General features: G+C 65.8%; 25 protein-coding genes. 14 read left to right on the forward strand and 11 right to left on the reverse strand.

What is annotated here, in order from left to right; translation table 11 throughout:
- Positions 1-23: 23 nt before the first annotated feature.
- Positions 24-236, reverse strand: a complete 213-nt coding sequence (locus G5S42_RS19815; RefSeq protein ID WP_176108344.1) for a hypothetical protein — start codon at positions 234-236, stop codon at positions 24-26.
- Positions 237-502: 266 nt separating this feature from the next.
- Between G5S42_RS19815 and G5S42_RS19820 the strand changes: the two genes are divergently transcribed.
- Positions 503-1,570, forward strand: a complete 1,068-nt coding sequence (locus G5S42_RS19820; protein ID WP_176108345.1) for a LysR family transcriptional regulator — start codon at positions 503-505, stop codon at positions 1,568-1,570.
- A 31-nt stretch (positions 1,571-1,601) separates the two neighbouring features.
- Here the strand turns inward: G5S42_RS19820 and G5S42_RS19825 are convergent, their stop codons facing one another.
- The 6 genes from G5S42_RS19825 to G5S42_RS19850 form a co-directional block, all read right to left on the reverse strand.
- Positions 1,602-1,832 carry a DUF2795 domain-containing protein gene (locus G5S42_RS19825; RefSeq protein WP_176108346.1) on the reverse strand — a complete coding sequence of 77 codons (231 nt, stop codon included), beginning with the start codon at positions 1,830-1,832 and terminating at the stop codon, positions 1,602-1,604.
- A gap of 192 nt (positions 1,833-2,024) precedes the next feature.
- On the reverse strand, positions 2,025-2,279 hold the full coding sequence (locus G5S42_RS19830; protein ID WP_176108347.1) for a hypothetical protein: 255 nt from the start codon (positions 2,277-2,279) through the stop codon (positions 2,025-2,027).
- A gap of 216 nt (positions 2,280-2,495) precedes the next feature.
- On the reverse strand, positions 2,496-3,833 hold the full coding sequence (locus tag G5S42_RS19835) for a C45 family autoproteolytic acyltransferase/hydrolase (protein ID WP_176108348.1): 1,338 nt from the start codon (positions 3,831-3,833) through the stop codon (positions 2,496-2,498).
- A gap of 153 nt (positions 3,834-3,986) precedes the next feature.
- Positions 3,987-5,720 carry a ClcB-like voltage-gated chloride channel protein gene (locus tag G5S42_RS19840; protein WP_176108349.1) on the reverse strand — a complete coding sequence of 578 codons (1,734 nt, stop codon included), beginning with the start codon at positions 5,718-5,720 and terminating at the stop codon, positions 3,987-3,989.
- Positions 5,721-5,832: 112 nt separating this feature from the next.
- Entirely contained in the window at positions 5,833-6,570 is a 738-nt protein-coding gene (locus G5S42_RS19845) for a glutathione S-transferase (RefSeq protein ID WP_176108350.1), read from the reverse strand.
- Positions 6,571-6,772: 202 nt separating this feature from the next.
- The gene (locus tag G5S42_RS19850; protein ID WP_176108351.1) at positions 6,773-7,852 is read right to left on the reverse strand and encodes a YeiH family protein; all 1,080 of its coding nucleotides are present in this window, start codon (positions 7,850-7,852) and stop codon (positions 6,773-6,775) included.
- Between the two features lie 137 nt (positions 7,853-7,989).
- Between G5S42_RS19850 and G5S42_RS19855 the strand changes: the two genes are divergently transcribed.
- The 8 genes from G5S42_RS19855 to G5S42_RS19890 all read left to right on the forward strand — a co-directional run bounded on the left by G5S42_RS19855 (position 7,990) and on the right by G5S42_RS19890 (position 15,871).
- Complete coding sequence (locus G5S42_RS19855; RefSeq protein ID WP_176108352.1) at positions 7,990-8,880, forward strand: LysR family transcriptional regulator; 891 nt, start codon at positions 7,990-7,992, stop codon at positions 8,878-8,880.
- A 168-nt stretch (positions 8,881-9,048) separates the two neighbouring features.
- Positions 9,049-9,843, forward strand: coding sequence for a sugar phosphate isomerase/epimerase family protein (locus tag G5S42_RS19860; RefSeq protein ID WP_176108353.1), 795 nt, complete (start codon positions 9,049-9,051; stop codon positions 9,841-9,843).
- A gap of 81 nt (positions 9,844-9,924) precedes the next feature.
- Positions 9,925-10,908 carry a sugar kinase gene (locus G5S42_RS19865; RefSeq protein ID WP_176108354.1) on the forward strand — a complete coding sequence of 328 codons (984 nt, stop codon included), beginning with the start codon at positions 9,925-9,927 and terminating at the stop codon, positions 10,906-10,908.
- Positions 10,909-11,033: 125 nt separating this feature from the next.
- Positions 11,034-12,323 carry an MFS transporter gene (locus G5S42_RS19870; RefSeq protein WP_176108355.1) on the forward strand — a complete coding sequence of 430 codons (1,290 nt, stop codon included), beginning with the start codon at positions 11,034-11,036 and terminating at the stop codon, positions 12,321-12,323.
- Positions 12,323-13,288 (forward strand): 2-hydroxyacid dehydrogenase, encoded by a 966-nt coding sequence (locus G5S42_RS19875; protein ID WP_176108356.1) that lies wholly within the window; start codon positions 12,323-12,325, stop codon positions 13,286-13,288. The genes G5S42_RS19870 and G5S42_RS19875 overlap by 1 nt, the downstream gene beginning before the upstream one ends.
- Positions 13,289-13,342: 54 nt before the next feature.
- Positions 13,343-14,416 carry a LacI family DNA-binding transcriptional regulator gene (locus tag G5S42_RS19880; protein WP_176108357.1) on the forward strand — a complete coding sequence of 358 codons (1,074 nt, stop codon included), beginning with the start codon at positions 13,343-13,345 and terminating at the stop codon, positions 14,414-14,416.
- Between the two features lie 84 nt (positions 14,417-14,500).
- Entirely contained in the window at positions 14,501-15,406 is a 906-nt protein-coding gene (locus tag G5S42_RS19885) for a YhfC family intramembrane metalloprotease (protein ID WP_176108358.1), read from the forward strand.
- 99 nt (positions 15,407-15,505) lie between these two features.
- Positions 15,506-15,871, forward strand: coding sequence for a DUF3022 domain-containing protein (locus tag G5S42_RS19890; protein WP_176108359.1), 366 nt, complete (start codon positions 15,506-15,508; stop codon positions 15,869-15,871).
- 40 nt (positions 15,872-15,911) lie between these two features.
- Here G5S42_RS19890 and G5S42_RS19895 read toward each other — a convergent pair whose 3' ends face one another.
- Together G5S42_RS19895 and G5S42_RS19900 are read right to left on the reverse strand one after the other, a co-directional pair.
- The gene (locus tag G5S42_RS19895; protein WP_176108360.1) at positions 15,912-16,349 is read right to left on the reverse strand and encodes a PGDYG domain-containing protein; all 438 of its coding nucleotides are present in this window, start codon (positions 16,347-16,349) and stop codon (positions 15,912-15,914) included.
- A 109-nt stretch (positions 16,350-16,458) separates the two neighbouring features.
- On the reverse strand, positions 16,459-16,977 hold the full coding sequence (locus tag G5S42_RS19900; RefSeq protein ID WP_176108361.1) for a Spy/CpxP family protein refolding chaperone: 519 nt from the start codon (positions 16,975-16,977) through the stop codon (positions 16,459-16,461).
- Positions 16,978-17,317: 340 nt separating this feature from the next.
- On the opposite strand from G5S42_RS19900, the gene G5S42_RS19905 reads away from it, so the two are divergent.
- Both G5S42_RS19905 and G5S42_RS19910 read left to right on the forward strand, forming a co-directional pair.
- On the forward strand, positions 17,318-17,776 hold the full coding sequence (locus G5S42_RS19905; protein WP_176108362.1) for an Lrp/AsnC family transcriptional regulator: 459 nt from the start codon (positions 17,318-17,320) through the stop codon (positions 17,774-17,776).
- Positions 17,777-18,033: 257 nt separating this feature from the next.
- Positions 18,034-19,131 carry a saccharopine dehydrogenase family protein gene (locus tag G5S42_RS19910; protein WP_176108363.1) on the forward strand — a complete coding sequence of 366 codons (1,098 nt, stop codon included), beginning with the start codon at positions 18,034-18,036 and terminating at the stop codon, positions 19,129-19,131.
- 110 nt (positions 19,132-19,241) lie between these two features.
- Here the strand turns inward: G5S42_RS19910 and G5S42_RS19915 are convergent, their stop codons facing one another.
- Both G5S42_RS19915 and cydX read right to left on the reverse strand, forming a co-directional pair.
- A complete protein-coding gene (locus G5S42_RS19915; RefSeq protein WP_176108364.1) occupies positions 19,242-19,823 on the reverse strand; it encodes a P-loop nucleotide/nucleoside kinase family protein in 582 nt (193 codons plus the stop codon).
- Positions 19,820-19,966 carry a cytochrome bd-I oxidase subunit CydX gene (gene cydX / locus G5S42_RS19920; protein ID WP_026228716.1) on the reverse strand — a complete coding sequence of 49 codons (147 nt, stop codon included), beginning with the start codon at positions 19,964-19,966 and terminating at the stop codon, positions 19,820-19,822. The genes G5S42_RS19915 and cydX overlap by 4 nt, the downstream gene beginning before the upstream one ends.
- 238 nt (positions 19,967-20,204) lie before the next feature.
- Here cydX and G5S42_RS19925 point away from each other — a divergent pair, with 238 nt between their 5' ends.
- The 3 genes from G5S42_RS19925 (at position 20,205) to G5S42_RS19935 (ending at position 23,160) form a co-directional block, all read left to right on the forward strand.
- Entirely contained in the window at positions 20,205-20,693 is a 489-nt protein-coding gene (locus G5S42_RS19925; RefSeq protein WP_176108365.1) for a hypothetical protein, read from the forward strand.
- A gap of 199 nt (positions 20,694-20,892) precedes the next feature.
- Positions 20,893-21,870, forward strand: coding sequence for a magnesium/cobalt transporter CorA (gene corA / locus G5S42_RS19930; RefSeq protein WP_176108366.1), 978 nt, complete (start codon positions 20,893-20,895; stop codon positions 21,868-21,870).
- A gap of 315 nt (positions 21,871-22,185) precedes the next feature.
- On the forward strand, positions 22,186-23,160 hold the full coding sequence (locus G5S42_RS19935; protein ID WP_176108367.1) for a sugar ABC transporter substrate-binding protein: 975 nt from the start codon (positions 22,186-22,188) through the stop codon (positions 23,158-23,160).
- Positions 23,161-23,387 lie beyond the last annotated feature (227 nt).

Below are 23,387 nucleotides of genomic sequence, written 5' to 3' on the forward strand. Positions count from 1 at the left end.
AGATACGGCTACAACCGCAAAAATCAGTCGACCGGCAGTTGCGCGCAGGCTTCGGCGGCGGGCGCCGCGCAAGCGAACGCGTATTGGCCGCTGGCGTCGAGGATCTTTGCCCCTGCGTGCAGGGCGACCTTGATATCCGGGCAGCGCTCATAAGCGATATATGCCGAGCTAGCGGCGGCCGACCAGCAAACCAGCGAAAACGCGATTTTTTCGAGCAAATGAAAACGATGTGGCATGGCGATGTGGCGGTAATTTCTTTCGGCCGCTATTTTACCAACAGACTAGGGTTTATACCTAGTTAAAACCCACAATAGACGCCGCAATAGTGGCGGGATCGACACGCCACCGCGAATCTGACCGGAATGTCATGTCTGGGTCAGGGTTGGGACATGTCCGATAACTAGAATCGGTTGGGTTGGGCAGGCCCGCGCGCATGCCGCACGGGTCCACACAAGCGGCAACCATTGCGCCGGCCCGGCTTTACCGAGGCAGGAGTCGTCCCATGAATCAACTGCAGTCGATGCGCGTGTTCGTCAAGGTGGCGGACTTCGGCAGTTTCGTTGGCGCGGCGGGCGCGCTGGATCTGTCCACCGCGGTCGTCACGCGGCACGTCGCGGATCTCGAAGCGCGGCTCGGCACCCGATTGCTTAACCGCACGACCCGCCGTCTGTCGCTGACCGAATCCGGCGCGACCTATCTGGAGCGCGTACGTCACATCCTCGCCGATCTCGAAGGCGTCGAGCAGATGGTGGTGGCGCGCAATCACGAACCAGTCGGCACACTGCGCATCGTCGCGCCGGTCGTGTTCGGGCTGCATAGTCTCGCGCCGGTCGTGCAGTCGTACGCGGCGCGCTATCCGGACGTCGTGCCCGACGTCACGCTCGCCGACCGCCACGTCGATCTCGTCGAAGAGGGCTTCGACGTCGGTATTCTGGTTGCGCGGCAGATGCGCAGCGCGAGCATCGTCACGCGGCGGCTCACGACCGGCTATATGACAGTGTGCGCGACGCCCGAGTATCTGGCGCAACACGGCACGCCGAAACGCCCCGAGGATCTGCTCGGGCATTCGTGCCTGAGCCGGCCGGCCGAGCAGGGTGGCGGCGAGGAGCGCGTGTTCAGCGGGCCGGACGGCGAAGTGCGGGTGCGGCCGACCAACGCGATCGCGGCGAACAACGCCGAGATGCTGCGGCAGTTCGCGCTGCTGGGCATGGGCGTGGCGATTCTGCCGAGCTACCTGATCGGGCGGGATCTGGCGGCGGGGCGGCTCGTGCGTCTGCTCGACCAGTACAGCCTGCCGCCCATCGAAATCACGATTGCGTATCCGAGCCGGCTGCATCTGCCGGCGAAGGTACGGACGTTCATCGATCATCTGGTCGAGCATTTCCAGCCGGAAAGCGCACAGGCGCGGGATTCGCGCAGTGCGGCGCTGGTGCGGGCGGTAGCGCAGGTGAGCGGGTCCGACGATCAGGTCGCGCGCGAGATGGCCGAAGACGCGCTCGAACGAACCCGCACGACACGCCGTGTGACAAGGGTGCCGCGCACGCGGATCGCGGCGTCGTCGCAGTTCTGAAGGGGAAGGTGACGCGTGTCTGAATCGGGCTTCAGATGCTTAAGCCCGGACCATAATTGCCGCCGATCAGGCGCGTGACCGACTCGATGTCGACATAATCCTGCTCCGGCATGCTATCGAGCATCGCCAGCACCTCGTTGCTCGCGCCGGCTTCGCGCGCCGCGTCGACGAGCGCGTCTTTGTTGGTCGGAAATTCGACTTCGCTGAGAAGATCGGCGATCTGCAGATCGATCGATTCGCCGGGGATGTCCGAGGCCGTCATGCGCATGCTCCTGTCGAGCTCGAGTTAGTCACGTTGTTATTGCCGCCGCGAAAAGCCAGCGCCTCGCCGCGATGAGTTTCTCGCAGTGTGTCGCAAACCCGCGCGTATCGCCGCCCCATCTTCATGACAGCCGGCGCAAGCGGGGCCGGCGCGCCGCTGCGGCCGCGCCATCGCCCGCCGTTGCGGCCGCCATCACGTGGTCAGATGCTCGTGCTGCCCGGTCAGGCTGCGTTCCAGATGTCGGGACTTTGGCAGCGCAATATGCTCCCAGTGCTGCGGACGGCTCGAGTCGGCGCTCGCCACGTCCGGGGCAGGAGGCGCGACCGGCGCGGCGTCCACGCGTTGCGCAAGCGTAATGGAATCCTTGCTGTCCGGCGCGGTATGAACCGGCGCGGCGAAACACGAGGCTGACAGCGTCACCATGATTAACAGTGTCGAGGTTTTCATCGCCCGACCTCCTAGAGCTCATGCGGCGCTGACAATCGAGCAAACCCTGTGCCGTCCCGCGTCGAAAGGACGGTGCAAGCCAAGGACGGCGTAGCGCTACGCGGCCCAAGCTCCTTACCATCTTAGACGGCAATTACTGCAAAGCGCGCACATTTGCGACAAAACCGTATTGTAGATTCCATCATCGCACGAACCACCGCGCGCGTCCGCCATGGGTTAGCGCAGCACGTCGAAGCGCGTCCACGGCCACGACGGACGGTCGCGCATATAGCCGTTCAGCCAGTTCCACTGCGGATGCCGCTTCATAAACGCCTGCGCATCGAACGGCCGGCCGCACGGATGCCCCCAGCGCGCGGTAAACGCCATCTCGCGCGCCATTTCGCTATCGACCACCTTGCCGTCGTTCGCGCCCCACGGATTGAACGGGCCGTGATCGGTCCCGCCGAAGCGCGCGTCGTCGAGCTCCAGATGCCCGCAGATCGTGCGCGAGCACGGGTTGTCGTTGCGATCGAGATAGACGTCGTGATGATCGGCGATCATCTGCCTGGCGAGTTCGACGTCGATGTTGCCGCGATGCATTTCCTCGAGCTGCATGAAACGCAGACGCCGCGCGCCGTTCTTGCGCACGTCGGTATAGTCCTCGCCTTCGCCGATGCATTCCTGGTTGCGGATCTTCAGATCCGTCGCGGTGTTGTAGCCGCTGTAGAAACCGTCCCTGGTGGTCTCGAAGCCCGAATAGTGCAGCCCGAGTTCGTAACGCGCGATCTCGCCGGTCTTCGTGTCGCCTAGCAGCCAGCTGTTCGCGTAGCCGCCGTTGTTTGCGAGCGAGAACATCTCGCACCATTCCTTGATGGTGTTCGCATATTGCGACGCGCGCCGCGAGCGATAAAACTCGGGCGCGCCGGCCGGGTTGTAGCCCGCGAAGTTCGAGATCGTCGTTTCGGTGATCATCAGGCCGGCCGCCGTGACCCAGAAATCGGTCAGGCTCGAGATGCAGCCCGGCAGGCCCTGCATCAGGATGCGGTTGCCGCGGTCGGGCACGATGTCGAACACGACGTTGAACGCGTCGCCGGCCGCATAGCGGTCCCATGAGTTGTGCGCCATCACGATGCGGCCGTCGCGCGTCGCGCTGCCGGTCGCGATGAACGCGCTGCAGTGGTGACCGCGCCGGCCGCGCCACAGTTTCGCGCCCAGATGCGGCTGTGCCTGCGCCGCATGTGTCGGCCACCAGCTTTGCAGCAGATCCATGTAGCCGTTCCACGCCAGCACTTCGGCGAACGGCAGCTTCGCGCCATCGGCGATGCCATGAATTTCGTCGGCGAATTCGGTGTCGAGCTTGCTCGCGAACTGACTCGTCGCGGCGTTGACGAAGGTGTCGAACTCCTCGCCGGTGTCCCACCTGGCGAGATATCGCGCGGTGCGGATCGCGTTTCTGATTTCGTCGGCGAGCAACTGGCCGTGCTGCTCGCCGCGATCGTACGGCTCGCCTTCGATATGCACGAAAATCCAGCCGGCCTGATCGCGGCGTACGGCCTCGGGGGACGGTTCGCTCATCTTCGGCTCCGACGATACGGCGTATAGGGCGGGCGCTGTCGCCGCGCCCATGCTGGGCTCACGCGTGCCGGCCGCATGCAGGGTCGGCGGTCTGTTCATTGTAGAGAATCCGCGGCGCTTTGCATCGCGCGCCGCGAAGCTTGAGCGAAGGCCCTAGCGCGACGGATTCATGCGGAAGTACGCGTCGAGCAGCGAGGTCTTGTAGACGACCCCGGCAAGCAACGGACGCGCGGTGCTTTCGATCACCGGCAGGCGCTCGCCCTGAAACGCCATGAAGTGCTGCAACGCGACGGCGAGCGACATGTCCGGCGTCAGCACGTCGAAATGCGGCTGCAGATAATCGGCGGCGGTTTTCATCGACGTGTCGGTCCGGTCGAGCAGATCGGACGTGATGTCCTTCAGCGCGACCACGCCGAGAAATGCGCCCGAGTCGTTGGCGACGTACAGGTACTTGACCGGATATTCGAGAAACACGCGCGTCATGTCGTGCACGGTCGCGTTCGGCGGTACGACGGTCTGCGCGGGGCGGATCAGCTCGCGCATCTGCGTCGCGCGCAGTCGCGTTCGTTCCTGCTCCTCGCGATTGCGGCGCAGCGTGATCTCGTACATCGAGGTCTTGCCGATCGCGCGCGCGATGAAGTACGCGACCACGCACGACACCATCAGCGGCAGCACGACCTGATAGCTCAAGGTCATCTCGAAGATCATCAGGATCGCCATCAGCGGCGCCTGAGTCGCGCCCGCGAGGAACGCGCCCATGCCGACCATCGCATACGCATAAGCGGCCGACGTCGCGTGCGGCCACAACGCGTGCATGCCCTGGCCGAACAGCGAGCCGACCGCCGCGCCGACGAACAGCGTCGGCGTGAACACGCCGCCGACCGCGCCGGAGCCGGCCGTCGCCGCGGTCGCCGCGAGCTTGCAGACGAGCACGAGCACGAGCGCGGTCCACGTCCACGGCGAATGCAGGATCGAGTTCACGACGCTGTAGCCGTTGCCCCACACCTCGGGCTCCGCGACCGAAATGATGCCAACCACGAAACCGCCGATGCCGAGCCGCACCGGCAGCGCCACCGGCAGCTTGCGAAAGGCCTGCTTCGAGGCATCGAGCAACCGCAGGAACTGCGGCGCGGCCGCGCCGCACAGCGCGCCGAGCGCGACGAACAGCAGCACCTCGGGACCGGTCACGGTCGGAAACTCCGGCATCTCGTAGGGCGGCTTGTAGCCGGCGAATTCGCGCATCGTGATGTTCGCGACGACCGCGGCGACCACCACCGGCCCGAAGCTCTCCATCGCGATCGAGCCGAGCACGATCTCGGTGACGAAAAACGCGCCCGCGATCGGCGCGCTGTACGCGGACGTGATACCGGCCGCCGCGCCGCACGCGACCAGCAGGCGCAGCCGCGGCGGATCGAAGTGGACCCAGCGGCCGATCAGCGACGAGGCGAGCGCCGCGAGCTGCACCATCGGACCTTCACGGCCGATCGAGCCGCCGCTCGCGATCGTAAACAGCGACGACACGCTGCGCCACAAGCTCAGGCGCACCGGCACGGCGCCGTCGCCGATCGCGACCGCTTCCATGTAGTCGGAGTGCGGGTGCCGGTCGGCGTGACGCTGCGCGATCAGCAGAAACACGCCGGCGACCAGACCGCCCGCGGCCGGCACCCAGATGCGCACGGTCCACGGCAGGCTGCGCGCCGTTTCGACGAAGCTGCCGGAGTGGCCGGTTATCGCCAGTTGCAGCAGTTCGATGCCCTTGCGAAACGCCACGGTGGCGAATGCGCCGACAATGCCTACGACGACCGACCAGACCAGCATCGTATGGGCATCGGAGAGGCGGAAAAGGCGTTGGGCGCGGGTGCGCAGCTTCAGCAGGAATGAAAGCACGTCGACGGTACGGGGCGTGATGGGAGGTTGAAAAATCCGCGCCACAACGACAGCGCGCCCGCCTCGAATGGCGGGCGCGCGGCGGCGAGCGGGCGGGGCCGGGCGGCGCGGTTCAAGTCGCCGCCTCGTCGAGTTCCGGGTAGTGCCGGAAGACGCAGCTTTCGTTATGGGCGATGCGCCGGTCCGAGTCCAGGTACGCGGCGATGTTCGGTCTGGCGATCACCCTGTCGTGCAGCGCGGCGAGCAGCGGATAGTGCTCGCCGAAGCGCTTCAGCGCGCGCGGAAAGGCATACAGCAGACCATCGATCAGCTGGAACATCGACAGGTCCACATAGGTCAGCGCGTCGCCGACCATGAAGCTGTCGCCGGCCGGATTCTGCGCGAGCACGCGCTCGAAGTACGACATGAACTTCGGAATCCGATGCTCGATGAAATCGTGCGCGCGTACCTTCGCCGCGTCTTTCTGCTCCTCGTAGTAGAGGCCGCTCGCGAGCGGATGGTGGGTGTCGTGCGCTTCGGTGACGACGTCGGCGATCGTCAGTTGCAGGCCGTTCGCGACGTAGCGCAGGCTCTCCACCTTGGGCGCGAGATTGAGCCGCGGGCCGAGATAGAACAGGATGTTGGCGGTCTGCGGGATCACCAGATCGCCGTCTTTCAGAAACGGCGGCGCAAACGGCGGATACGGCTCGTCGGGGCTGTCCATCACCGCCATCATCGCCTCGGTGCCGAGGCCCTTCGAAGGCTTGCCGCGCGCGACTTCGACATAGTCGACGCCGGCTTCCTCCAGCGCGAGCCGCACGAATTCGCCGCGGCCTTGCAGGCCATCCCAGTAGTACAGTTCCAGGCTCATCGATCGATCCTCATTCCGGTCGCCGGGACGCGTCGCGCGAAGACGGTTTCACCGCTGCCATCGGACCATGCGCACAGGCGGGTTGTGGGAGCAAAGTTCGCAGCAACGAGTATGCCGTGTGAGCGGGCCGGATGGGGCGCCAGAATGCCCAAAACCCCGCGCGCGGCGGGGTGTCGGGGAAGGCGGGGAGGCCGGCGACGGCTCAGCGCAACAGGTGCTGGACGGCCCATGTGATGCCCAGTCCGCCGGCGATCAGCCACACATACAGAATCAGGCCCGTGGTCAGCGCGCGCGGACCCGCTTCGCGAATCTGCGAAATGCGCGTTTCCATGCCGAGTGCGGTCATCGCCATCGTCAGCGCGAAGGTGTCGAGCAGGTTCAGCGACGAGGTGGCGCTTTGCGGGAGCACATGCAGCGAGTTGATCGCGACGCAGGCGAGAAAGCCGAGTGCGAACCAGGGGATCGCAAGCTTGCGCGGGACGGCGCCGTCCGTGCTGCCATCCTTCGCGCCGCGCGCCGCGCGGTTCACCCACAGGCCGACCACCAGCGATACCGGCACGAGCAGCATCACGCGGGTCATCTTGACGATCGTCGCGATGTGCGTCGCTTCCGGGCTCACGTTGCTCGCCGCGCCGACCACCTGCGCGACCTCGTGGATCGTGCCGCCGAAGAAGAGACCCGCGCCGACCGTATCGAGATGCAGCCAGCCCGCGTTGAACAGCACCGGGTACAGGAACATCGACAGCGTGCCGAACAGCACGACGGTGCCGACCGCCATCGCGCTCTTGTGCGGCTTCGATTGCAGCGTCGATTCGAACGCGAGCACCGCGGCCGCGCCGCAGATCGCGCTGCCGGCCGCCGTCAGCAGCGCGGTGTCGCGATCGAGCTTCATGATCTTGATACCGGACCAGGTGCCGATCACGAGCGTGCTGACGACGATCAGCACCGATTCCGCGAGACCCGGCAGGCCCACCTGGGCGATTTCCTGCAGGCTCACGCGCAGACCGAAGAACGCGACCGCGATGCGCAGCAGCTTGCGCGCCGAGAAGTTGACGCCCGCCGCCCAGCTGGCCGGCATGCTGTCGCGCAGCGCATTGCCATAGATCGCACCGGCGACGATGCCGACGATCAGCGGACTCAGGCCAAGACCGGCAACCGCCGGAATCGCCGCGATGCGCGTGACGGCGGCGGCGAACAGCGCGACGAACAGCACGCCATTGAGTTGGCCGCGAGTGGACAGCGCGGGTGAGGCGGCAGTGAGCGGGACGGTGGGTGTGGACATGATCGGGTGCCTGACTTCGTAGCGAACTTGCACAGAACTGCATGAGCAGCAACGGGGCTAATCCTAAATTAGATATAACGATATGAAAAATCGTGATTTAGAATGTGAAGTATCGGCCCAACCAATATTTCATCGAGATGACCCCGGATCAACTTATAACGTTCGCTGCCGTCGCTGAGCATCGCAACATCAGCCGGGCGGCGGTGGCGCTGCATCTGTCGCAGCCGGCGGTGTCCGGACAGCTACGGCAATTGCAGGACGAATTCGGCGAGCCTCTGTACCAGCGCGATGGCCGCGGCGTACGGCTGACGCCGGCCGGCGAGCAGCTCGCCAGCTATGCGGCGCGGCTGCGCGATACCTGGCGGCAGGCGCATGCGTATCGCGACGCGCTGCGCGGTCTGGAGCAGGGCACTTTGCGGATCGGCGCGAGCACGACGCCGGCGAGCTATCTGCTGCCGTATCTCATCGCCGAATTTCATCGCCGCTATCCGGACGTGACCGTGCATACCGCCAACGGCAATACGGCCGAGATCGTCGGCGCACTCGGCTCGGTCGACATCGCGATGATCGAGGGTCCCGCCGGCGCCGATCTGCCGCCGGATACGGTCGTCCATGCGTGGCGCGAGGATGAAATCGTCGCGATCATGCCGCGCTCGCATCCGCTCGCGCAGGCGGACAACGGCGAGCGCATCGAGCTGGCCGCGTTCGGCGCCTATCCGCTGGTGCTGCGCGAGGAAGGCTCGGGCGTGCGGCAGACGGTCGAGCGCGAATTCGCTCGCGCGGGCGTGCCGATGCGCGTGGCACTCGAGATCGCCGGGGTCGAAGGCGTGAAGGAGGCGGTGCGGGCCGGGATGGGCGTCGGCTTCGTGTCGGCGATGTCGATGCGGCATGAGAACGGTGCGCTGCGCCTGATGTCGCTGAGCCCGCAGCCGCTGACGCGGCGGCTGTCGATTCTGGTGCCCCATGCGAGCGCGCCGTCGCGGGTGGTCGAACAGTTTCTGGCGATGTGTATCGCGGACGGCGGCTGACTGCAGCGCGGGCGGCGTGCGGCCGGCGCGCCCTGGGGATTTCCTCTATGGTGCGCGATGGCCGTCCCGCGCACTATTTGCACATCGCAGCGCCTCGGCGCTTTTTTTCGAAGTGTGATTGGAACCGGTTCCAAGAGCGGTTTCGCGTCAGGATCGAATGAGTTGGACATGGCTGATGCAGTTGAGATCGTGATCGTCGCCAGCGCGTTCGGTGTGAACGCCGTGCGCGCCGACGGCCATCTGAAATGGGCGCAGGCGGCAAAGCGAGCCGGCGCGGCGGGTTTCGAAGTGCGTCGCGAGCTGTTCGCGAGCGACGCGGACGCGGACCCGCAACGGCTGCGCGCCCTCGGCGCGGCGTTGGCCGATCTCGGGCTGTGGCCGGTGTTCTCGACGCCGGCATCGTTGTACGCCGCGAGCGGCCAGCTCGATACCGACGCGCTGCGTCTGGCGCTCGACGAAGCGGCCGCGCTCGGCGCGCGCTTCGTCAAGCTGCAACTCGGCGGCTTCGCGGGGGAGGCTCACGGTGCGGCGCTCGTCGCGCAGGTGGCGAGCGGCTGCGGCACCACGGACGGCGCGCAGCCACGGCTCGTCGTCGAAAACGGGCAACTGGCGCAGGGCGGCTCGCCCGCGCAGTTCGTCGGGCTGTTCGACGCGCTCGCGCGTGAAGGTCACGCGGACGCGCTCGGTATGACTTTCGATACCGGCAACTGGGCGTGGCTCGACGTCGCGCCGCTCGAAATCGCGCCGCAGCTTGCGCCGTACGTCGAGTACATCCATTGCAAGAGCACGACGGGCGAGGGCGCGCGGCGCTTCGCGATCGCGCCGGCCGCCGATGACGCTTTCTTCCGCGCGGTCCTCGACCGGCTGCCGCGCGATGTGCCGCGTGGCATCGAGTTTCCGTTCGACCCGAGCCGGATCGATGCTGATGCCGCGCACTATGTGAACTGGCTAGCGCGGGTATAGACCGCGACGCGGCAAGCAAGGCAGCAAACAACGCAACGCAACCTGAATCATCGGCATCGGATGCACCACCAGGAGCCCAGCATGACCCACCCGTACCCCGCCCTCGACGTGATCACCTACGGCGAAGCGATGGCGATGTTCGTCGCCACCGAAACCGGCCCGCTGGCAGGCGTCGGACACTTCACGAAGCGCATCGCCGGGGCGGATCTGAACGTCGCGATCGGCTTGTCGCGACTCGGCTTCAGGGTGGGCTGGATGAGCCGCGTCGGCGACGATTCGTTCGGCCAGTACGTGCGCGACACGCTGACGAAGGAGGGCATCGACCAGCAATGCGTGAGCACAGACGCGCGCTATCCGACCGGCTTCCAGCTGAAGTCGAAGAACGACGACGGCAGCGATCCGGCGGTCGAATACTTCCGCAAAGGCTCGGCAGCGAGCCATCTGTCGCGCGACGACTACGTCGCCGACTACGTGCTGCCCGCGCGTCATTTGCATCTGACCGGCGTCGCGCCGGCGATCTCGGCGAGTTCGCGCGAACTCGCGTTCCATCTGGCCCGTGAAATGCGTGCGGCAGGCAGGACGATCTCGTTCGACCCGAACCTGCGCCCGACGCTGTGGCCGTCGCGCGCGGCGATGGTCGAAGGCCTGAACGCGCTCGCGGCACTCGCCGACTGGGTGCTGCCCGGCATTGGCGAGGGTGAGATTCTGACCGGCTACACGCAGCCGGAGGACATCGCGCAGTACTACCTCGAGCGCGGCGCGCGCGGCGTGATCGTCAAGCTCGGCGCGCAGGGCGCGTATTACCGCACCGTGACCGATGCCGCGACGATCGCCGGCCGGCCGGTCGCGAACGTCGTCGATACGGTCGGCGCCGGCGATGGTTTCGCGGTCGGCGTGATCAGCGCGCTGCTCGAAGGCCGCACGCTCGCGCAGGCGGTCGCGCGCGGCAACCGGATCGGCGCGCTCGCGATCCAGGTGATCGGCGATTCGGAAGGTTTGCCGAGCCGCGCCGAACTGGACGCGCTGGAACTGGCCGAGGTGCCGGGCATCGCAAGCGCGGCCTGACGCGGCTCGGACTGCATCGATAGCGATGCATACACGACCAGCATCCACACGACAACAAGAGCGCCCTCAGCGCGCCAAGATTTTTTCATCATTGATTCGGGACGACGCCGTCCAAGGAGACTTCCATGACCTCATCACTTGCGATTCGCCGCTGGTGGACGATCATGCCGATCGTGTTCATCACCTACAGCCTCGCGTATCTGGATCGCGCGAATTTCGGCTTTGCGGCGGCGGCCGGCATCAACCAGGATCTCGGCATCAGCAAGGGGCTCGCGTCGCTGATCGGCGCGCTGTTTTTCCTCGGCTATTTCTTCTTCCAGATTCCGGGCGCGATCTACGCCGAGCGCCGCAGCGTGAAGAAGCTCGTGTTCTGGAGCCTCATCCTGTGGGGCGGCTGCGCGGCGTTGACCGGCATGGTCAGCAACATCCCATCGCTGATGGCGATCCGCTTCGTGCTCGGCGTCGTCGAAGCCGCGGTGATGCCGGCGATGCTGATCTTCATCAGCAACTGGTTCACGAAGAGCGAACGCTCGCGGGCGAACACGTTCCTGATTCTCGGCAACCCGGTCACGGTGCTGTGGATGTCGGTCGTGTCGGGCTATCTCGTGCATTCGTTCGGCTGGCGGCAGATGTTCATCGCCGAGGGCGCGCCCGCGATCCTCTGGGCGGTGTGCTGGTGGTTCCTCGTGAAGGACAAGCCCGAGCAGGTGTCGTGGCTCACGCAGCAGGAAAAGGATGCGCTCGCGCAGACCTTGCGCGCCGAGCAGGCCGCGATCAAGCCGGTGCGCAACTACAGCGAGGCGTTTCGCACGCCCGCGGTCATCAAGCTGTGCGCGCAGTATTTCTGCTGGAGCATCGGCGTGTACGGTTTCGTGCTGTGGCTGCCGTCGATCCTGAAAAACGGCTCGTCGATCGGCATGGTCGAGACGGGCTGGCTGTCTGCGCTGCCGTATGCGGCCGCGACGATCGCGATGCTTGCAGCTTCGTGGGCATCGGATAAACTCAACCGCCGCAAGGTGTTCGTGTGGCCGTTCCTGCTGGTCGGTGCGATCGCATTCGCGGCGTCGTACGGGCTCGGCTCAGCGCATTTCTGGATTTCGTATGCGCTGCTCGTGATCGCGGGCGCCGCCATGTACGCGCCGTATGGCCCGTTCTTCGCGATCGTGCCAGAACTGCTGCCGAAGAACGTCGCGGGCGGCGCGATGGCGCTGATCAACAGCATGGGTGCGCTCGGTTCGTTCGTCGGCTCGTACGTGGTCGGCTATCTGAACGGCGCGACCGGCTCGCCCGCGGCATCGTATGCGTTCATGAGCGTGGCGCTCGTCGCCGCGGTGATCCTGACGCTCGCCGTCAAGCCGGCCGCCGCCGAACGACGCGACCCCGCTCGTCCCACCGTCGCAAGGAAAATTAGCTGATGAAGAAGATCGTCGTTTGGAAGTCGCTGCCCGAGGATGTGCTCGCCTATCTGCAACAGCATGCGCAGGTCGTGCAGGTCGATCCGTCACAGCATGATGCTTTCGTCGCCGCGTTGCGCGATGCCGACGGCGGCATCGGCGCGAGCGTGAAGATCGCGCCGGCGATGCTCGAAGGCGCGAGCCGGCTTAAGGCGCTGTCGACGATCTCGGTCGGCTACGACCAGTTCGACGTCGACGACCTGACGCGCCGCGGCATCGTGCTCGCGCACACGCCGGACGTACTGACCGAATCGACCGCCGATACTGTGTTCTCGCTGATCCTCGCGTCCGCGCGGCGCGTGGTCGAGCTGGCCGACTGGGTCAAGGCGGGCCAGTGGCGCACGAGCATCGGGCCCGCGCAGTTCGGGGTCGATGTGCAGGGCAAGACGATCGGCATCGTCGGCCTCGGGCGGATCGGCGGCGCGGTCGCACGGCGCGCTGCGCTCGGCTTCAACATGAAGGTGCTGTACACGAACCGCAGCGCGAACCGCCACGCGGAAGAGGCGTATGGCGCGCGGCGCGTCGAACTGGCCGAATTGCTCGCGCAGTCCGATTTCGTCTGTCTGCAGGTGCCGCTCACGCCGCAGACGCGGCATCTGATCGGCACGGCCGAACTGCGCGCGATGAAGCAGAGCGCGATCCTGATCAACGCGTCGCGCGGCGCGACCGTCGACGAAGCGGCGCTGATCGAGGCATTGAAGAACGGCACGATTCACGGTGCGGGCCTCGACGTGTTCGACACCGAACCGTTGCCGGCCGACTCGCCGTTGCTGTCGATGCCGAACGTGGTCGCGCTGCCGCATATCGGTTCGGCGACGCACGAGACCCGTCATGCGATGGCGCTCAACGCGGCGGAGAACCTGGTCGCCGCGCTCGACGGCACCTTGACGACCAACATCGTCAACCGTGAAGTCCTGGCGAAGTGAATCGCAGGGCGGCGCGCGCGCTGCCGCCCTCGGACCGACACGAGCGATCAGCGAATGAGCACGACCCCGCCCGCCACGCCGCCCAATCCGCCGTCCGCGCCGACGCGCCGCGCGACGATCACCGATGTCGCGCGCGAAGCCGGCACCGGCAAGACCAGCATCTCGCGCTATCTGAACGGCGAGTTCAGCGCGCTGTCGCCCGAGCTGCGCGTGCGCATCGAAGCCGCGATCGCGCGGCTCGACTATCAGCCGAACCAGATGGCGCGCGGTCTGAAGCGCGGCCGCAACCGGCTGATCGGCATGCTGGTCGCCGACCTGACCAATCCGTACTCCGTCGAAGTGCTGCAAGGCGTCGAGGCCGCGTGCCACGCGCTCGGTTTGATGCCGCTGATCTGCCACGCGGCGAACGAAGTCGAGATGGAGCGCCGTTACCTGCAACTGCTGACCACGTATCGCGTGGAAGGCGTGATCGTCAACGCGCTCGGCGTGCGTGAGGAGACGTTGCGGCCGGTCGGCGATGGCGGGATTCCGGCCGTGCTGGTCGATCGTCGCGTGGAGGGGCTCGTCGCCGACATGGTCGGTCTCGACAATGGCGCGGCCGCCGAGCTTGGCACGCGGCATCTGCTCGAACGGGGCTTCGAGCATATCTGGTTCGTCGTGCAGCCGTTCGAGCGGGTCAGCTCGCGGCGGCAGCGCGTCGACGCGTTCGATCGCGCAATGCGCGATGAAGGCCGCGCGCGCGGTCATACGCTGGTGCTCGATCTCGCCGATGAGACTGCTGTCGAACGCGGCCTTGCGGAGCTGGATCGTGCGATCGACTCGCCAGGCGGGGCCGGCGCCGCCCCGCGCGTCGCGCTGTTCGCGGCCAACGCGCCGGTCGCGTTGCGCCTCGCGCTGCACCTGAACGCGCGTTACGGCGCGCACTGGCAGAGCCGCGTCGCGCTGCTTTCCATCGACGATCCGGATTGGGCCGAGCTCGCCGGCATCACGACGATCCGTCAGCCGACCTATGACATCGGTTATCGCGCGGTCGAATTCCTGCACGAGCGCATCGAAGGCGCGCAGACGGGTGCGCGCGACTGCCTGCTGCCCGGCGAGCTGATCGTGCGTGCGTCGACCGCGCGCTGATTTCCGGTCAATCTGCGATCATTCGGGGCTGCGGCGCGCAGCGGTTGCGCGCCGGGGATTGCAAGGAACCCCGCAAGGATACTCATGGTCGTGCCACCGCTTACCCTCGCGAGCCTCGCGCTCGCCACCCTCGTCATCGCCGCTTTACCTTTTCTGCTTTACCGGCAGTTGCGCCGTCCGCTCGCACTCAGGCCGCGCGACGCGATCGCCGGCGTCGCGGTGTTCGCGCTGTTCGCGATGGTGATCGAGCGGGCGCTGAACGACTATCTGCTGCGCGGTAACGCGGCGACGGCGGCGTTCCTTTCGCAACCGCTCGCGTTCGTCGTCTATGGAGCGCTGGTCGCGGGCGTTTGCGAGGAAGTGGGGCGGTTCTTCGGCATGCGGCTGCTGATGAAGCGGGCGGCGACGCGGCCGGCCGTGCGCAAAAAGTCGAGCGTGGAAGCGCCCACCGGCGTCGCTGCAAGCGCGGGCGCCAACGCCGCCGCCAGCCCGACCGCCGACGCCGACACCCGCACCGCCGCCTTGCGCGCCGACGATGGCGCCGCGCTGAGCTACGGCCTCGGCCACGGCGGCGCGGAAGCGTGGATGGTCGGCGTGCTCGTGCAGTTCCAGTGGCTCGTGTTCGCGGTCCTCGAAAACCGCGGCCAGCTCGGCGATTACCTCGGCAATCTGCCGGCCGAAGCAGTGATGCGCGTGCATCTGATTCTCGCAAGCCTGACACCGCAACTGGCCGGCATTTTCGCGCTCGAACGCGTTGCCGCGCTGGTGTTCCAGATCGGCCTGTCGGTGCTGATGTGGCGGGGCGTGCGGGCCGGCTCGCGCGCCATCCTGCCGCTCGCGATCGTGGTGCACGCGCTGATCGACGCGCCCGCGGCGATGACGCAGGCGCGGCTGCTGCCGCTCGCGGCGGTCGATACGATCTATGCGGTGGCGGCGGTGTTCGTCGCGGGACTGTTGATCCGCAGTTACCGGCGGCCAGCGGCGGCGTGAGCGGATGAACCGCTGGATCGCAGGCGCCTCGCCATCCCTTCAGCGTTTCTCTAAAATGCGCCTACGTTTTTTCAGGATCCTCTTTTCCCGGCAGCCTTCATGGAAGCTTACCAATACGACTGCGCGCATCCGGAGTTCGGCGAGCTCGCGCGCGTCATCAGCGATCTGTTTCCCGAGCAGACGCAGTTCATCGAGCGTGCCGCCGACAATGGCGCGCCCACACTGACGATTCACTGGGTAGCGATGCGCTTCGGGTCGACCGCGAGGCGGATCGAGATGACGGTCGCGATCGCGCCGGCGGCGCTCGCGCGTTATCGCGCGATGCCGGCGCGGCTGCGCGGCCGCAGCTTCGCGGTTTTGCGCGCGTACGTCGAAGCGAGCCTGGGCTCGCTCGAAGAGATGTACGCGAACGGCGAGGCGGTGCCGCGCGAAGTCACGGTCGAGCTCGGCGACGAGTTCGCATGAAGCGCGGGTGATGCGCAGATGAAGCGCGGGTGAATCTGCTTCAATCCGCGAGACGATAGACCTTCGCGAAACGCGCGGCCTGCACGACGCCATAGTCGCCGGGCGCGTACTGCATGACCCAGTCGCCGGCCGCGCCGTGCAGCACGTCGCCGCCGCTGGCCGAGCGCGCGAGCGAGAAGGGCTCGTCCATCCGGCGGGCAAGCACGACTGCCGGGATGTTGCGATAGGCGCCGGCTTCGCCGTGCGCGAGCGCTGGATCGGCGGGCAGGTACTTCGCGTCGAAGCGCTCGCGCGACACGACCCAGCGGTCGCCGGTCGAGCCGGTGATCAGCGCATCGCCGCGCACATAGCGGTTCGGGCCTTCGAGGCTCATCAATTGGCCTTCGGAGGCGGCGAATTCGACGCTTACCGTTTCGTCCTTGACGACGCGTTGGGCGTGCGGATCGTCACGCAGATCGAGATTCCTGAGTTCGGTCATGAAGCGGGTGGGAGATTAGGGGGCGTTGCGGCGAGACTCGCCGCTTTGCGAACCCGAATCATGCCAGATGCCCGCTACGGGGCAACCCCCCGCCGCGGGCGCTCTTTCATTACGGCTTGACGGCCGCGTCGCTCGCGGCTTCGGCCGCGGGCTTGCTACCCTTGCCATGGTGGGCGCGCTGATGACCCTCGGGGCCGCCATGGTGGAACGTCGCATCGGCGAGCTTCTTCTGCTCCGGCGACAGGCTGCCATACAGCGGCTCGAACGCATCGACGAGCTTCTTCATGCCGTCCGCATGCGCCTGCGCAATCGTTGCGTACTGTTTCATGTCGTCGAGCGCGCTCACGTTGGTGGCGGCTTTGCGCTGCTCGAACAGCTGGCCCATCGTTTCGCCATTGCTGCGCATCACGTCGGCGAACGCCTTCCATTGCGTTTCCTGCGCGGGCGTGATCTTCAGTTGCGAATGCAAATAAGCGATGCGGTCTTCGACGTTGCGTTCATGGCCGGCCTTGGCCGCGGAAGCCGTTGCCGTGGTGTCCGGTGCCGGGGCCGAGGCCGGCGCGGCGGTTTGAGCGAACGCGCCGCCCATCGAAACGGCCGTAGCCAGCATAACGAGTGCTTTTTTCATCGAAACTCCTGATGTCTGTTCGTATTGAGACTCGGCGCGCGGCGTGCGTATCGCCTCGCGCCAGCGACGAATAGCGGCGCGCCGCAACCAGCTGCCGCATTCGCCCGTCGCCGCTATTAGTAACACGATATCCCTGCAATACGGCTGCTGTGCGACAAACGCTTACAACCGAAACGAACGGGAAACGGCTCGCGCCTGAGCGGCAAGTGCGCCGATCTGCCGCGCCGAGGACGCCCCACAGTGTGCCGGGCAGCGGTGAGCGCACACCGTCACACAGCGCCGCTGCCCGCGCAGACGCGCGATAATCCGCGACATTCCATACCAACTTCCCGCCCCTTCGATGAGACCTCCGCGCCTCGACCAGCTCGACGACCTCGACCGTAATCTCGTTGCACTGCTGCAAGCCAACGCGCGCGAGAGCGTCGCGAATCTCGCGCGACAACTCGGCGTCGCGCGCACGACCGTGATCGCGCGCATTGCGCGGCTCGAACGCAGCAACGTGATCGCCGGCTACAGCGTACGGCTGGGCCAGGACGTGCTCGATTCGAGCATCGTCGCTTATGTCGGCATCATCATCGCGCCGAAGCACGGGCCGGCCGTGCAGAAGCGCCTCGGCAAGATGCCCGAGGTGCAACTGCTGTGCGCGGTCAGCGGCGAGTACGACTACGTGGCATGGCTGCGTGCCGATTCGCCTGAGCGGCTCAACGATCTGCTCGATCAGATCGGCGGGCTCGAAGGTGTCGAGCGGACCACGACGTCGATCATTCTCGCGCGCAAGATCGACCGCGGCACGGTGTGAGCCGGCGCGCGGCGTAACCTCTTCGCGAATGCTTCGACGGTCCGTCGTTTACGCGTTTTCTACGCGTTTTCGACGAATCGTTTGAGAAGTTCGTCGGAATGTCGAATCTGGTGGTCATACCGCAGCATTTTGCGCGTATGAACTGTTTTTGCTTCTTCCTACACTGTCATTCAAGGGTTCGGCCCGCAGGCGCCGCGCGCAATACGCGGCGCACTTCCCAAGCTCAGAGACAGCACATGGATAACAAGGAGAAGCAGATGAAAGTAGCTATCGTAGGCGCAGGTCTGATCGGTCACACCATTGCTCATATGCTGCGCGAGACGGGCGACTACGAAGTCGTCGCGTTCGACCGCGATCAGCATGCACTCGACAAGCTCGCCGCCCAGGGCATTCCGACCCGCCGCATCGATTCCGCCGACGCCGCCGTGCTGCGCGCCGCGATCCAGGGCTTCGACGTGCTGATCAACGCGCTGCCGTACTACCTCGCGGTGAACGTCGCATCGGCCGCGAAGGGCGCGGGTGTCCATTACTTCGACCTGACCGAGGACGTGCGCGCGACGCACGCGATCCGCGCGATCGCCGACGATGCCGATCACGCGTTCATGCCGCAGTGCGGTCTCGCGCCGGGCTTCATCGGCATTGCCGCGCACGAGCTCGCGAATCGCTTCACGGAAATCCGCGACGTGAAGATGCGCGTCGGCGCGCTGCCCGAGTTTCCGACCAATGCGCTGAAGTACAACCTGACGTGGAGCGTCGACGGCCTGATCAACGAGTACTGCCAGCCGTGCGAGGCGATCCGCGACGGCCGCACGCAGTGGGTGCAGCCGCTCGAAGGTCTCGAGCATTTCTCGCTCGACGGCACCGAGTACGAAGCGTTCAACACGTCGGGCGGGCTGGGCACGCTGTGCGAGACGCTGGCGGGCCGCGTCGAATCGCTCGACTACAAGTCGGTGCGCTATCCGGGGCATCGCAACCTGATGCAGTTCCTGCTGGAAGACCTGCGTCTGTCGAGCGACCGCGATACCTTGAAGACCATCATGCGCCGCTCGGTGCCATCGACCGCGCAGGACGTCGTGCTGGTGTTCATCACCGTGAGCGGCATGCGCGACGGTCAGCTCGTGCAGGAGGTCTTCACGCGCAAGATCTTCGCGAAGACCGTCTGCGGCGTGCCGATGAGCGCGATCCAGATCACCACCGCCGGCGCGATGTGCGCGGTGCTCGATCTGTTCCGCGAGCGCAAGCTGCCGCAAAAGGGCTTCGTGCGGCAGGAGCAGGTGTCGCTTGGCGATTTCCTCGCGAACCGCTTCGGCAAGCTGTACGAAGGGCAGTCACTGGAGGCGATGGCGACGGTTTGAGGCTCGAATCGCTCGCGCCAAATGAAAATCCCCGTACGTCACTGACGTACGGGGATTTTTCGTTTTTCAGCCGATCAGCGGGGCTGCGCTGCACCGCACTCGCGTGGCCGTCATCCAGCCACGATTTGCGCAACGAGCGCTTGATAGTCCGCCGAACTGGGCGCGGTATTGTCGAACATCAGCAGACCCTCGCGGCTCGCGCCGCTCGGCTCGAAGCGCCGCCGCCGGTAATCGTCCCAGTGCGCGAGCTTGTACGCATCGTTGGGATTCGCGCGCGCGACGATCCGCTGCCGCGCCACGTCCTCCGAGGTCCGCACCCACACGACACGCAATCTCACGTCCGGCGCGACGCCGAGCCACGCATGATCGAACAGTCGCCGCTCGCGCACCTCGCGCGACAGCGGGCCGACGACCAATGCGCTGATGCCGAGTTCGAGATTGTCGCGCGCGGTATCGATGAGGCCGCGATATTCGGGGTCGCGCAGATGCTGCAGGAAAAGAGGGCTGTCGCGATCGTTCGGATCGCCGGTCACCATCGCCATCACGGCCGCGCTATAGCCGCCGTACAGTGTGTCCTTGTCGAGCAGGCAGAAGGAGGTGCCGCTCGCTTTCATCAGCGGGCCGAACAGTTTTTTCGCCAGCGTCGTCTTGCCCGTGCCCGCATGACCGCAAAAGAACACCAGAGAAGTCACGCAGGCTTGTCCTCACGCGGCGCGGCGGCCGCATCGGGGCGCGGGTCGCGCGCGAACTTGCCGTTGGTCTCGAGCCACATCACGTTGATGATGCCGAAGCCGAGCGCCACACCCACGCCGAGAATCCAGGTGAAATACCACATCGCAGTCTCCTTGAGCGTGCGTCCGGCGACGCTAATCGACAGGCTTGCCAGTTACCCACGACGGCCAGCCGTGAGCGCGGCCGCCTTCAACGATCATGAAGAAGAACGCCGCGCCATGCAAGAGGGCGCGGCGCCCGAGTTCCGCGCGCGTTGCTATGATGCGGGACAGTCATGCGTAAGACCCGCACCGCGTAGTCACAAACTCGGCCCAACATCGAGAGCACACGGGAGAACCAGCATGCCGATGCGCCTGTCTCGCCGCGGCCGGGCCGCACGCCGCGCCGCGTTGGCCGCATGCGTCGCGCTCAGCGTGCTCAGCGTGCTCAGCGTGCTCAGCGTGCTCACGCTAGCCGGCTGCGCGTCGACGCCGGCCGAGCCGGTGCCGTTCAAATCGGTGCCGGCCGAGCGCATCGTCAGACAGGGCTATACGCAGCCAGGCCCCGGCCTCGTCGCGGTGGACGTGCGGCGCGAGCGTTCGCGCGACGTGATCGTGCGGTTCCGCGATGCGCTCGTCTATATCGACGGCGAGCGCGTGACCGACCTGATGAACGGCGAGCACGTGGTGTTCTATCTGCCGCCCGGCACGCATCGGATCGGCGTATCGACGCAGTTCGATCCGGTCGTCGAGCTGAACTTCATCGTGACGGCCGACCCGCGCTACACGAACCGCGCGTCGGTCACGTTCAACGACGATCACCGCATCGGCCTGCAGCGGGTCGCGCAGTAGCCGCGTTAGCCGCAGTAGCAATGCGGCCGGGCATTAACAATTCGAAACGCGCGCCTTACGCAGCGCGCCTTAACATGGCGGCTGATCCAAGCCTGCTGAAAGCGTGCTTGTCCGTTCACACGAGACCGGTCGCCCGTCTTACGCAACGCTTACGCGAGAGGGCGGCCCGGTCTGTTTTCGTTTCCAGGGTAATCCGAACATGCTGATCAATTGCGCCGCCTATCAGGACGGCCGTAAGCTCGCCGACATCGATATCGACGCCATCAGCGACTACGTCGCGCGGCCCGAGTGCTTCGTCTGGGTCGCATTGAAAGACCCGAGCCCCGAAGAACTCGCGGTCATGAAAGAGGAGTTCAATCTGCACGAACTCGCGATCGAAGATGCGCAACACGGCCATCAGCGCCCGAAGATCGAGGAGTACGGCGATTCGCTGTTCACCGTGATGCACACGGTCGAGATGGACGAGAACGGCGAGTTCGTGATCGGCGAAGTCGCCGTATTCGTCGGCAACAACTATGTGCTGTCGGTGCGGCGCGGCACGCGCGCCGGTTTTCAGAGCGTGCGAACGCGCTGCGAGCACGAGCCGCATCTGTTGAAGGAAGGCTCGGCGTTCGTGCTGTATGCGCTGATCGACGACGTGGTCGACCGTTATTTCCCGATCGTCGAGGCGATGAGCACCGAGCTCGAAGCGCTCGAGGACCGCATCTTCGAGAAGAACGATTCGGCCGCCTCGCGCGCGATCGTGCAGGACCTGTACACGATGAAGCGCCGGCTCGTGACCCTGCAACACCACATCCTGCCGCTGCGCGAAGCGGTGGGCAAACTGACCGGCGGGCGCATTCCGAGCATCTGCTCCGGCATGCAGGCGTACTTCCGCGATGTCTACGACCACCTCGACCGGATCGTCAGAACCATCGAAGGGCGCCGCGAAATCGTCGTCACGGCGGTGCAGGTGAACCTCGGCATGATCTCGCTCGCCGAGAGCGAAATCACCAAGCGGCTCGGCTCGTTCGCGGCGCTGTTCGCGGTGCCGACGATGATCGCCGGTATCTACGGGATGAACTTCGAGCGCATTCCCGAGCTGCATTTCAAGTTCGGCTATCCGGTCGTGCTGATCGTGATGCTGGCGATCGACTTCGTGCTGTACCGGCGCTTTCGCAAAGCCGGCTGGCTGTAGCCGGCCCGCCTTTCGAGATCCTCGCGGTTTCGCTTGCAGCGCGCGCAATACCAGGCCAGCATAAGCGGCCGGTGTGTCGCGCCGCACGCGATGCATCGGCGTTCTCGACTGCACGGACTGAGCGAGGGGACCTTGCCACACGCTGCCCGAATCGATCGAGCGCATCGCGGCGCCGCGGATGTTGCGCGCCCGTGCGTTGCAACACCGCGAATCGTTGACATTCCGAAAAGCTTGCGCTGAGAATAGGCCTCGCAAACGTTTGCGCATCACAAAAAATACGGCTCGTCCGCGAGCCTGACAACCTTGGAGATACGCATGAGCCATCGAACCCGTCGTCGCATTCTTGCCGCCGCAGTTCTCGCCACCGCCTCCGCCGTCCTGCCATTTTCCGTCGCCCACGCGCAGAACGCCCCGGCTCATAAACCCAAGGTCGCGCTGGTGATGAAGTCGCTCGCCAACGAGTTCTTCCTGACCATGGAGACCGGCGCGAAGGACTATCAGAAGCAGAACCCGGCCAAGTTCGACCTGATCACCAACGGCATCAAGGACGAAACCGACACCGCCAACCAGATCCGCATAGTCGAGCAGATGATCGTGTCGAAGGTCGACGCGATCGTGCTCGCGCCGGCCGATTCGAAGGCGCTCGTACCGGTCGTCAAGAAGGCGGTCGACGCGGGCATCATCGTCGTCAACATCGACAACCGGCTCGATCAGGACGTGCTGAAGTCGAAAGACCTGAACGTGCCGTTCGTCGGCCCCGACAACCGCAAGGGCGCGCGGCTCGTCGGCGACTACCTCGCGAAGCGGCTGAAGGCCGGCGACGAGGTCGGCATCCTCGAAGGCGTATCGACCACCACCAACGCGCAGCAGCGTACCGCGGGCTTCAAGGACGCGATGCAGGCGGTCGGCGCGAAGATCGTGTCGGTGCAGTCGGGCGAGTGGGAAATCGACAAGGGCAATGCGGTCGCATCGGCGATGCTGAATGAATATCCGAACCTGAAAGCGCTGCTCGCGGGCAACGACAACATGGCGATCGGCGCGGTGTCGGCCGTGCGCGCGGCCGGCAAGCAGGGCAAGGTGCAGGTGGTCGGCTACGACAACATCAACGCGATCCATCCAATGCTGAAGGACGGCCGCGTGCTCGCCACCGCCGACCAGTTCGCGGCGAAGCAGGCCGTGTTCGGCATCGATACCGCGCTGAAGGCGTTGAGCGAAAACAGGAAGCAGTCGGAGTTGTCGGGCGTCGTCGAAACGCCGGTCGTGCTGGTGACGAAAGACACGCTGAAGTAAGCGCGGCGCGCCCGGCGTCGAGCGCGAGCCGGGCGCGGCCGGACAGGCTCGCGGGAAACCGCCAATGCCGCCGCGAAGCGCGCACCGCACGCTTCAGCGGCAATGCGGCAACCCGCCGTCCGCTTTTATTCAACGAACGCTCAAGAATTCCGCCCGGCCGCCGTTAATTCCAGAGATAAGCGTCATGACGGCGGCTCGCGCGAGGAGAGAAGCGCGGCCGTGAGCGC

It is taken from the genome of Paraburkholderia youngii (assembly GCF_013366925.1).
GTDB lineage: Bacteria > Pseudomonadota > Gammaproteobacteria > Burkholderiales > Burkholderiaceae > Paraburkholderia > Paraburkholderia youngii.

Excerpts from the sequence above, each read along its gene's own strand:
- G5S42_RS19815 (WP_176108344.1), bottom strand. The coding sequence starts at position 236 with ATGCCACATCGTTTTCATTTGCTCGAAAAAATCGCGTTTTCGCTGGTT.
- G5S42_RS19820 (WP_176108345.1), top strand. The coding sequence starts at position 503 with ATGAATCAACTGCAGTCGATGCGCGTGTTCGTCAAGGTGGCGGACTTC.
- G5S42_RS19825 (WP_176108346.1), bottom strand. The coding sequence starts at position 1,832 with ATGACGGCCTCGGACATCCCCGGCGAATCGATCGATCTGCAGATCGCC.
- G5S42_RS19830 (WP_176108347.1), bottom strand. The coding sequence starts at position 2,279 with ATGAAAACCTCGACACTGTTAATCATGGTGACGCTGTCAGCCTCGTGT.
- G5S42_RS19835 (WP_176108348.1), bottom strand. The coding sequence starts at position 3,833 with ATGAGCGAACCGTCCCCCGAGGCCGTACGCCGCGATCAGGCCGGCTGG.
- G5S42_RS19845 (WP_176108350.1), bottom strand. The coding sequence starts at position 6,570 with ATGAGCCTGGAACTGTACTACTGGGATGGCCTGCAAGGCCGCGGCGAA.
- G5S42_RS19850 (WP_176108351.1), bottom strand. The coding sequence starts at position 7,852 with ATGTCCACACCCACCGTCCCGCTCACTGCCGCCTCACCCGCGCTGTCC.
- G5S42_RS19855 (WP_176108352.1), top strand. The coding sequence starts at position 7,990 with ATGACCCCGGATCAACTTATAACGTTCGCTGCCGTCGCTGAGCATCGC.
- G5S42_RS19860 (WP_176108353.1), top strand. The coding sequence starts at position 9,049 with ATGGCTGATGCAGTTGAGATCGTGATCGTCGCCAGCGCGTTCGGTGTG.
- G5S42_RS19865 (WP_176108354.1), top strand. The coding sequence starts at position 9,925 with ATGACCCACCCGTACCCCGCCCTCGACGTGATCACCTACGGCGAAGCG.
- G5S42_RS19870 (WP_176108355.1), top strand. The coding sequence starts at position 11,034 with ATGACCTCATCACTTGCGATTCGCCGCTGGTGGACGATCATGCCGATC.
- G5S42_RS19875 (WP_176108356.1), top strand. The coding sequence starts at position 12,323 with ATGAAGAAGATCGTCGTTTGGAAGTCGCTGCCCGAGGATGTGCTCGCC.
- G5S42_RS19880 (WP_176108357.1), top strand. The coding sequence starts at position 13,343 with ATGAGCACGACCCCGCCCGCCACGCCGCCCAATCCGCCGTCCGCGCCG.
- G5S42_RS19885 (WP_176108358.1), top strand. The coding sequence starts at position 14,501 with ATGGTCGTGCCACCGCTTACCCTCGCGAGCCTCGCGCTCGCCACCCTC.
- G5S42_RS19890 (WP_176108359.1), top strand. The coding sequence starts at position 15,506 with ATGGAAGCTTACCAATACGACTGCGCGCATCCGGAGTTCGGCGAGCTC.
- G5S42_RS19895 (WP_176108360.1), bottom strand. The coding sequence starts at position 16,349 with ATGACCGAACTCAGGAATCTCGATCTGCGTGACGATCCGCACGCCCAA.
- G5S42_RS19900 (WP_176108361.1), bottom strand. The coding sequence starts at position 16,977 with ATGAAAAAAGCACTCGTTATGCTGGCTACGGCCGTTTCGATGGGCGGC.
- G5S42_RS19905 (WP_176108362.1), top strand. The coding sequence starts at position 17,318 with ATGAGACCTCCGCGCCTCGACCAGCTCGACGACCTCGACCGTAATCTC.
- G5S42_RS19910 (WP_176108363.1), top strand. The coding sequence starts at position 18,034 with ATGAAAGTAGCTATCGTAGGCGCAGGTCTGATCGGTCACACCATTGCT.
- cydX (WP_026228716.1), bottom strand. The coding sequence starts at position 19,966 with ATGTGGTATTTCACCTGGATTCTCGGCGTGGGTGTGGCGCTCGGCTTC.
- G5S42_RS19925 (WP_176108365.1), top strand. The coding sequence starts at position 20,205 with ATGCCGATGCGCCTGTCTCGCCGCGGCCGGGCCGCACGCCGCGCCGCG.
- corA (WP_176108366.1), top strand. The coding sequence starts at position 20,893 with ATGCTGATCAATTGCGCCGCCTATCAGGACGGCCGTAAGCTCGCCGAC.
- G5S42_RS19935 (WP_176108367.1), top strand. The coding sequence starts at position 22,186 with ATGAGCCATCGAACCCGTCGTCGCATTCTTGCCGCCGCAGTTCTCGCC.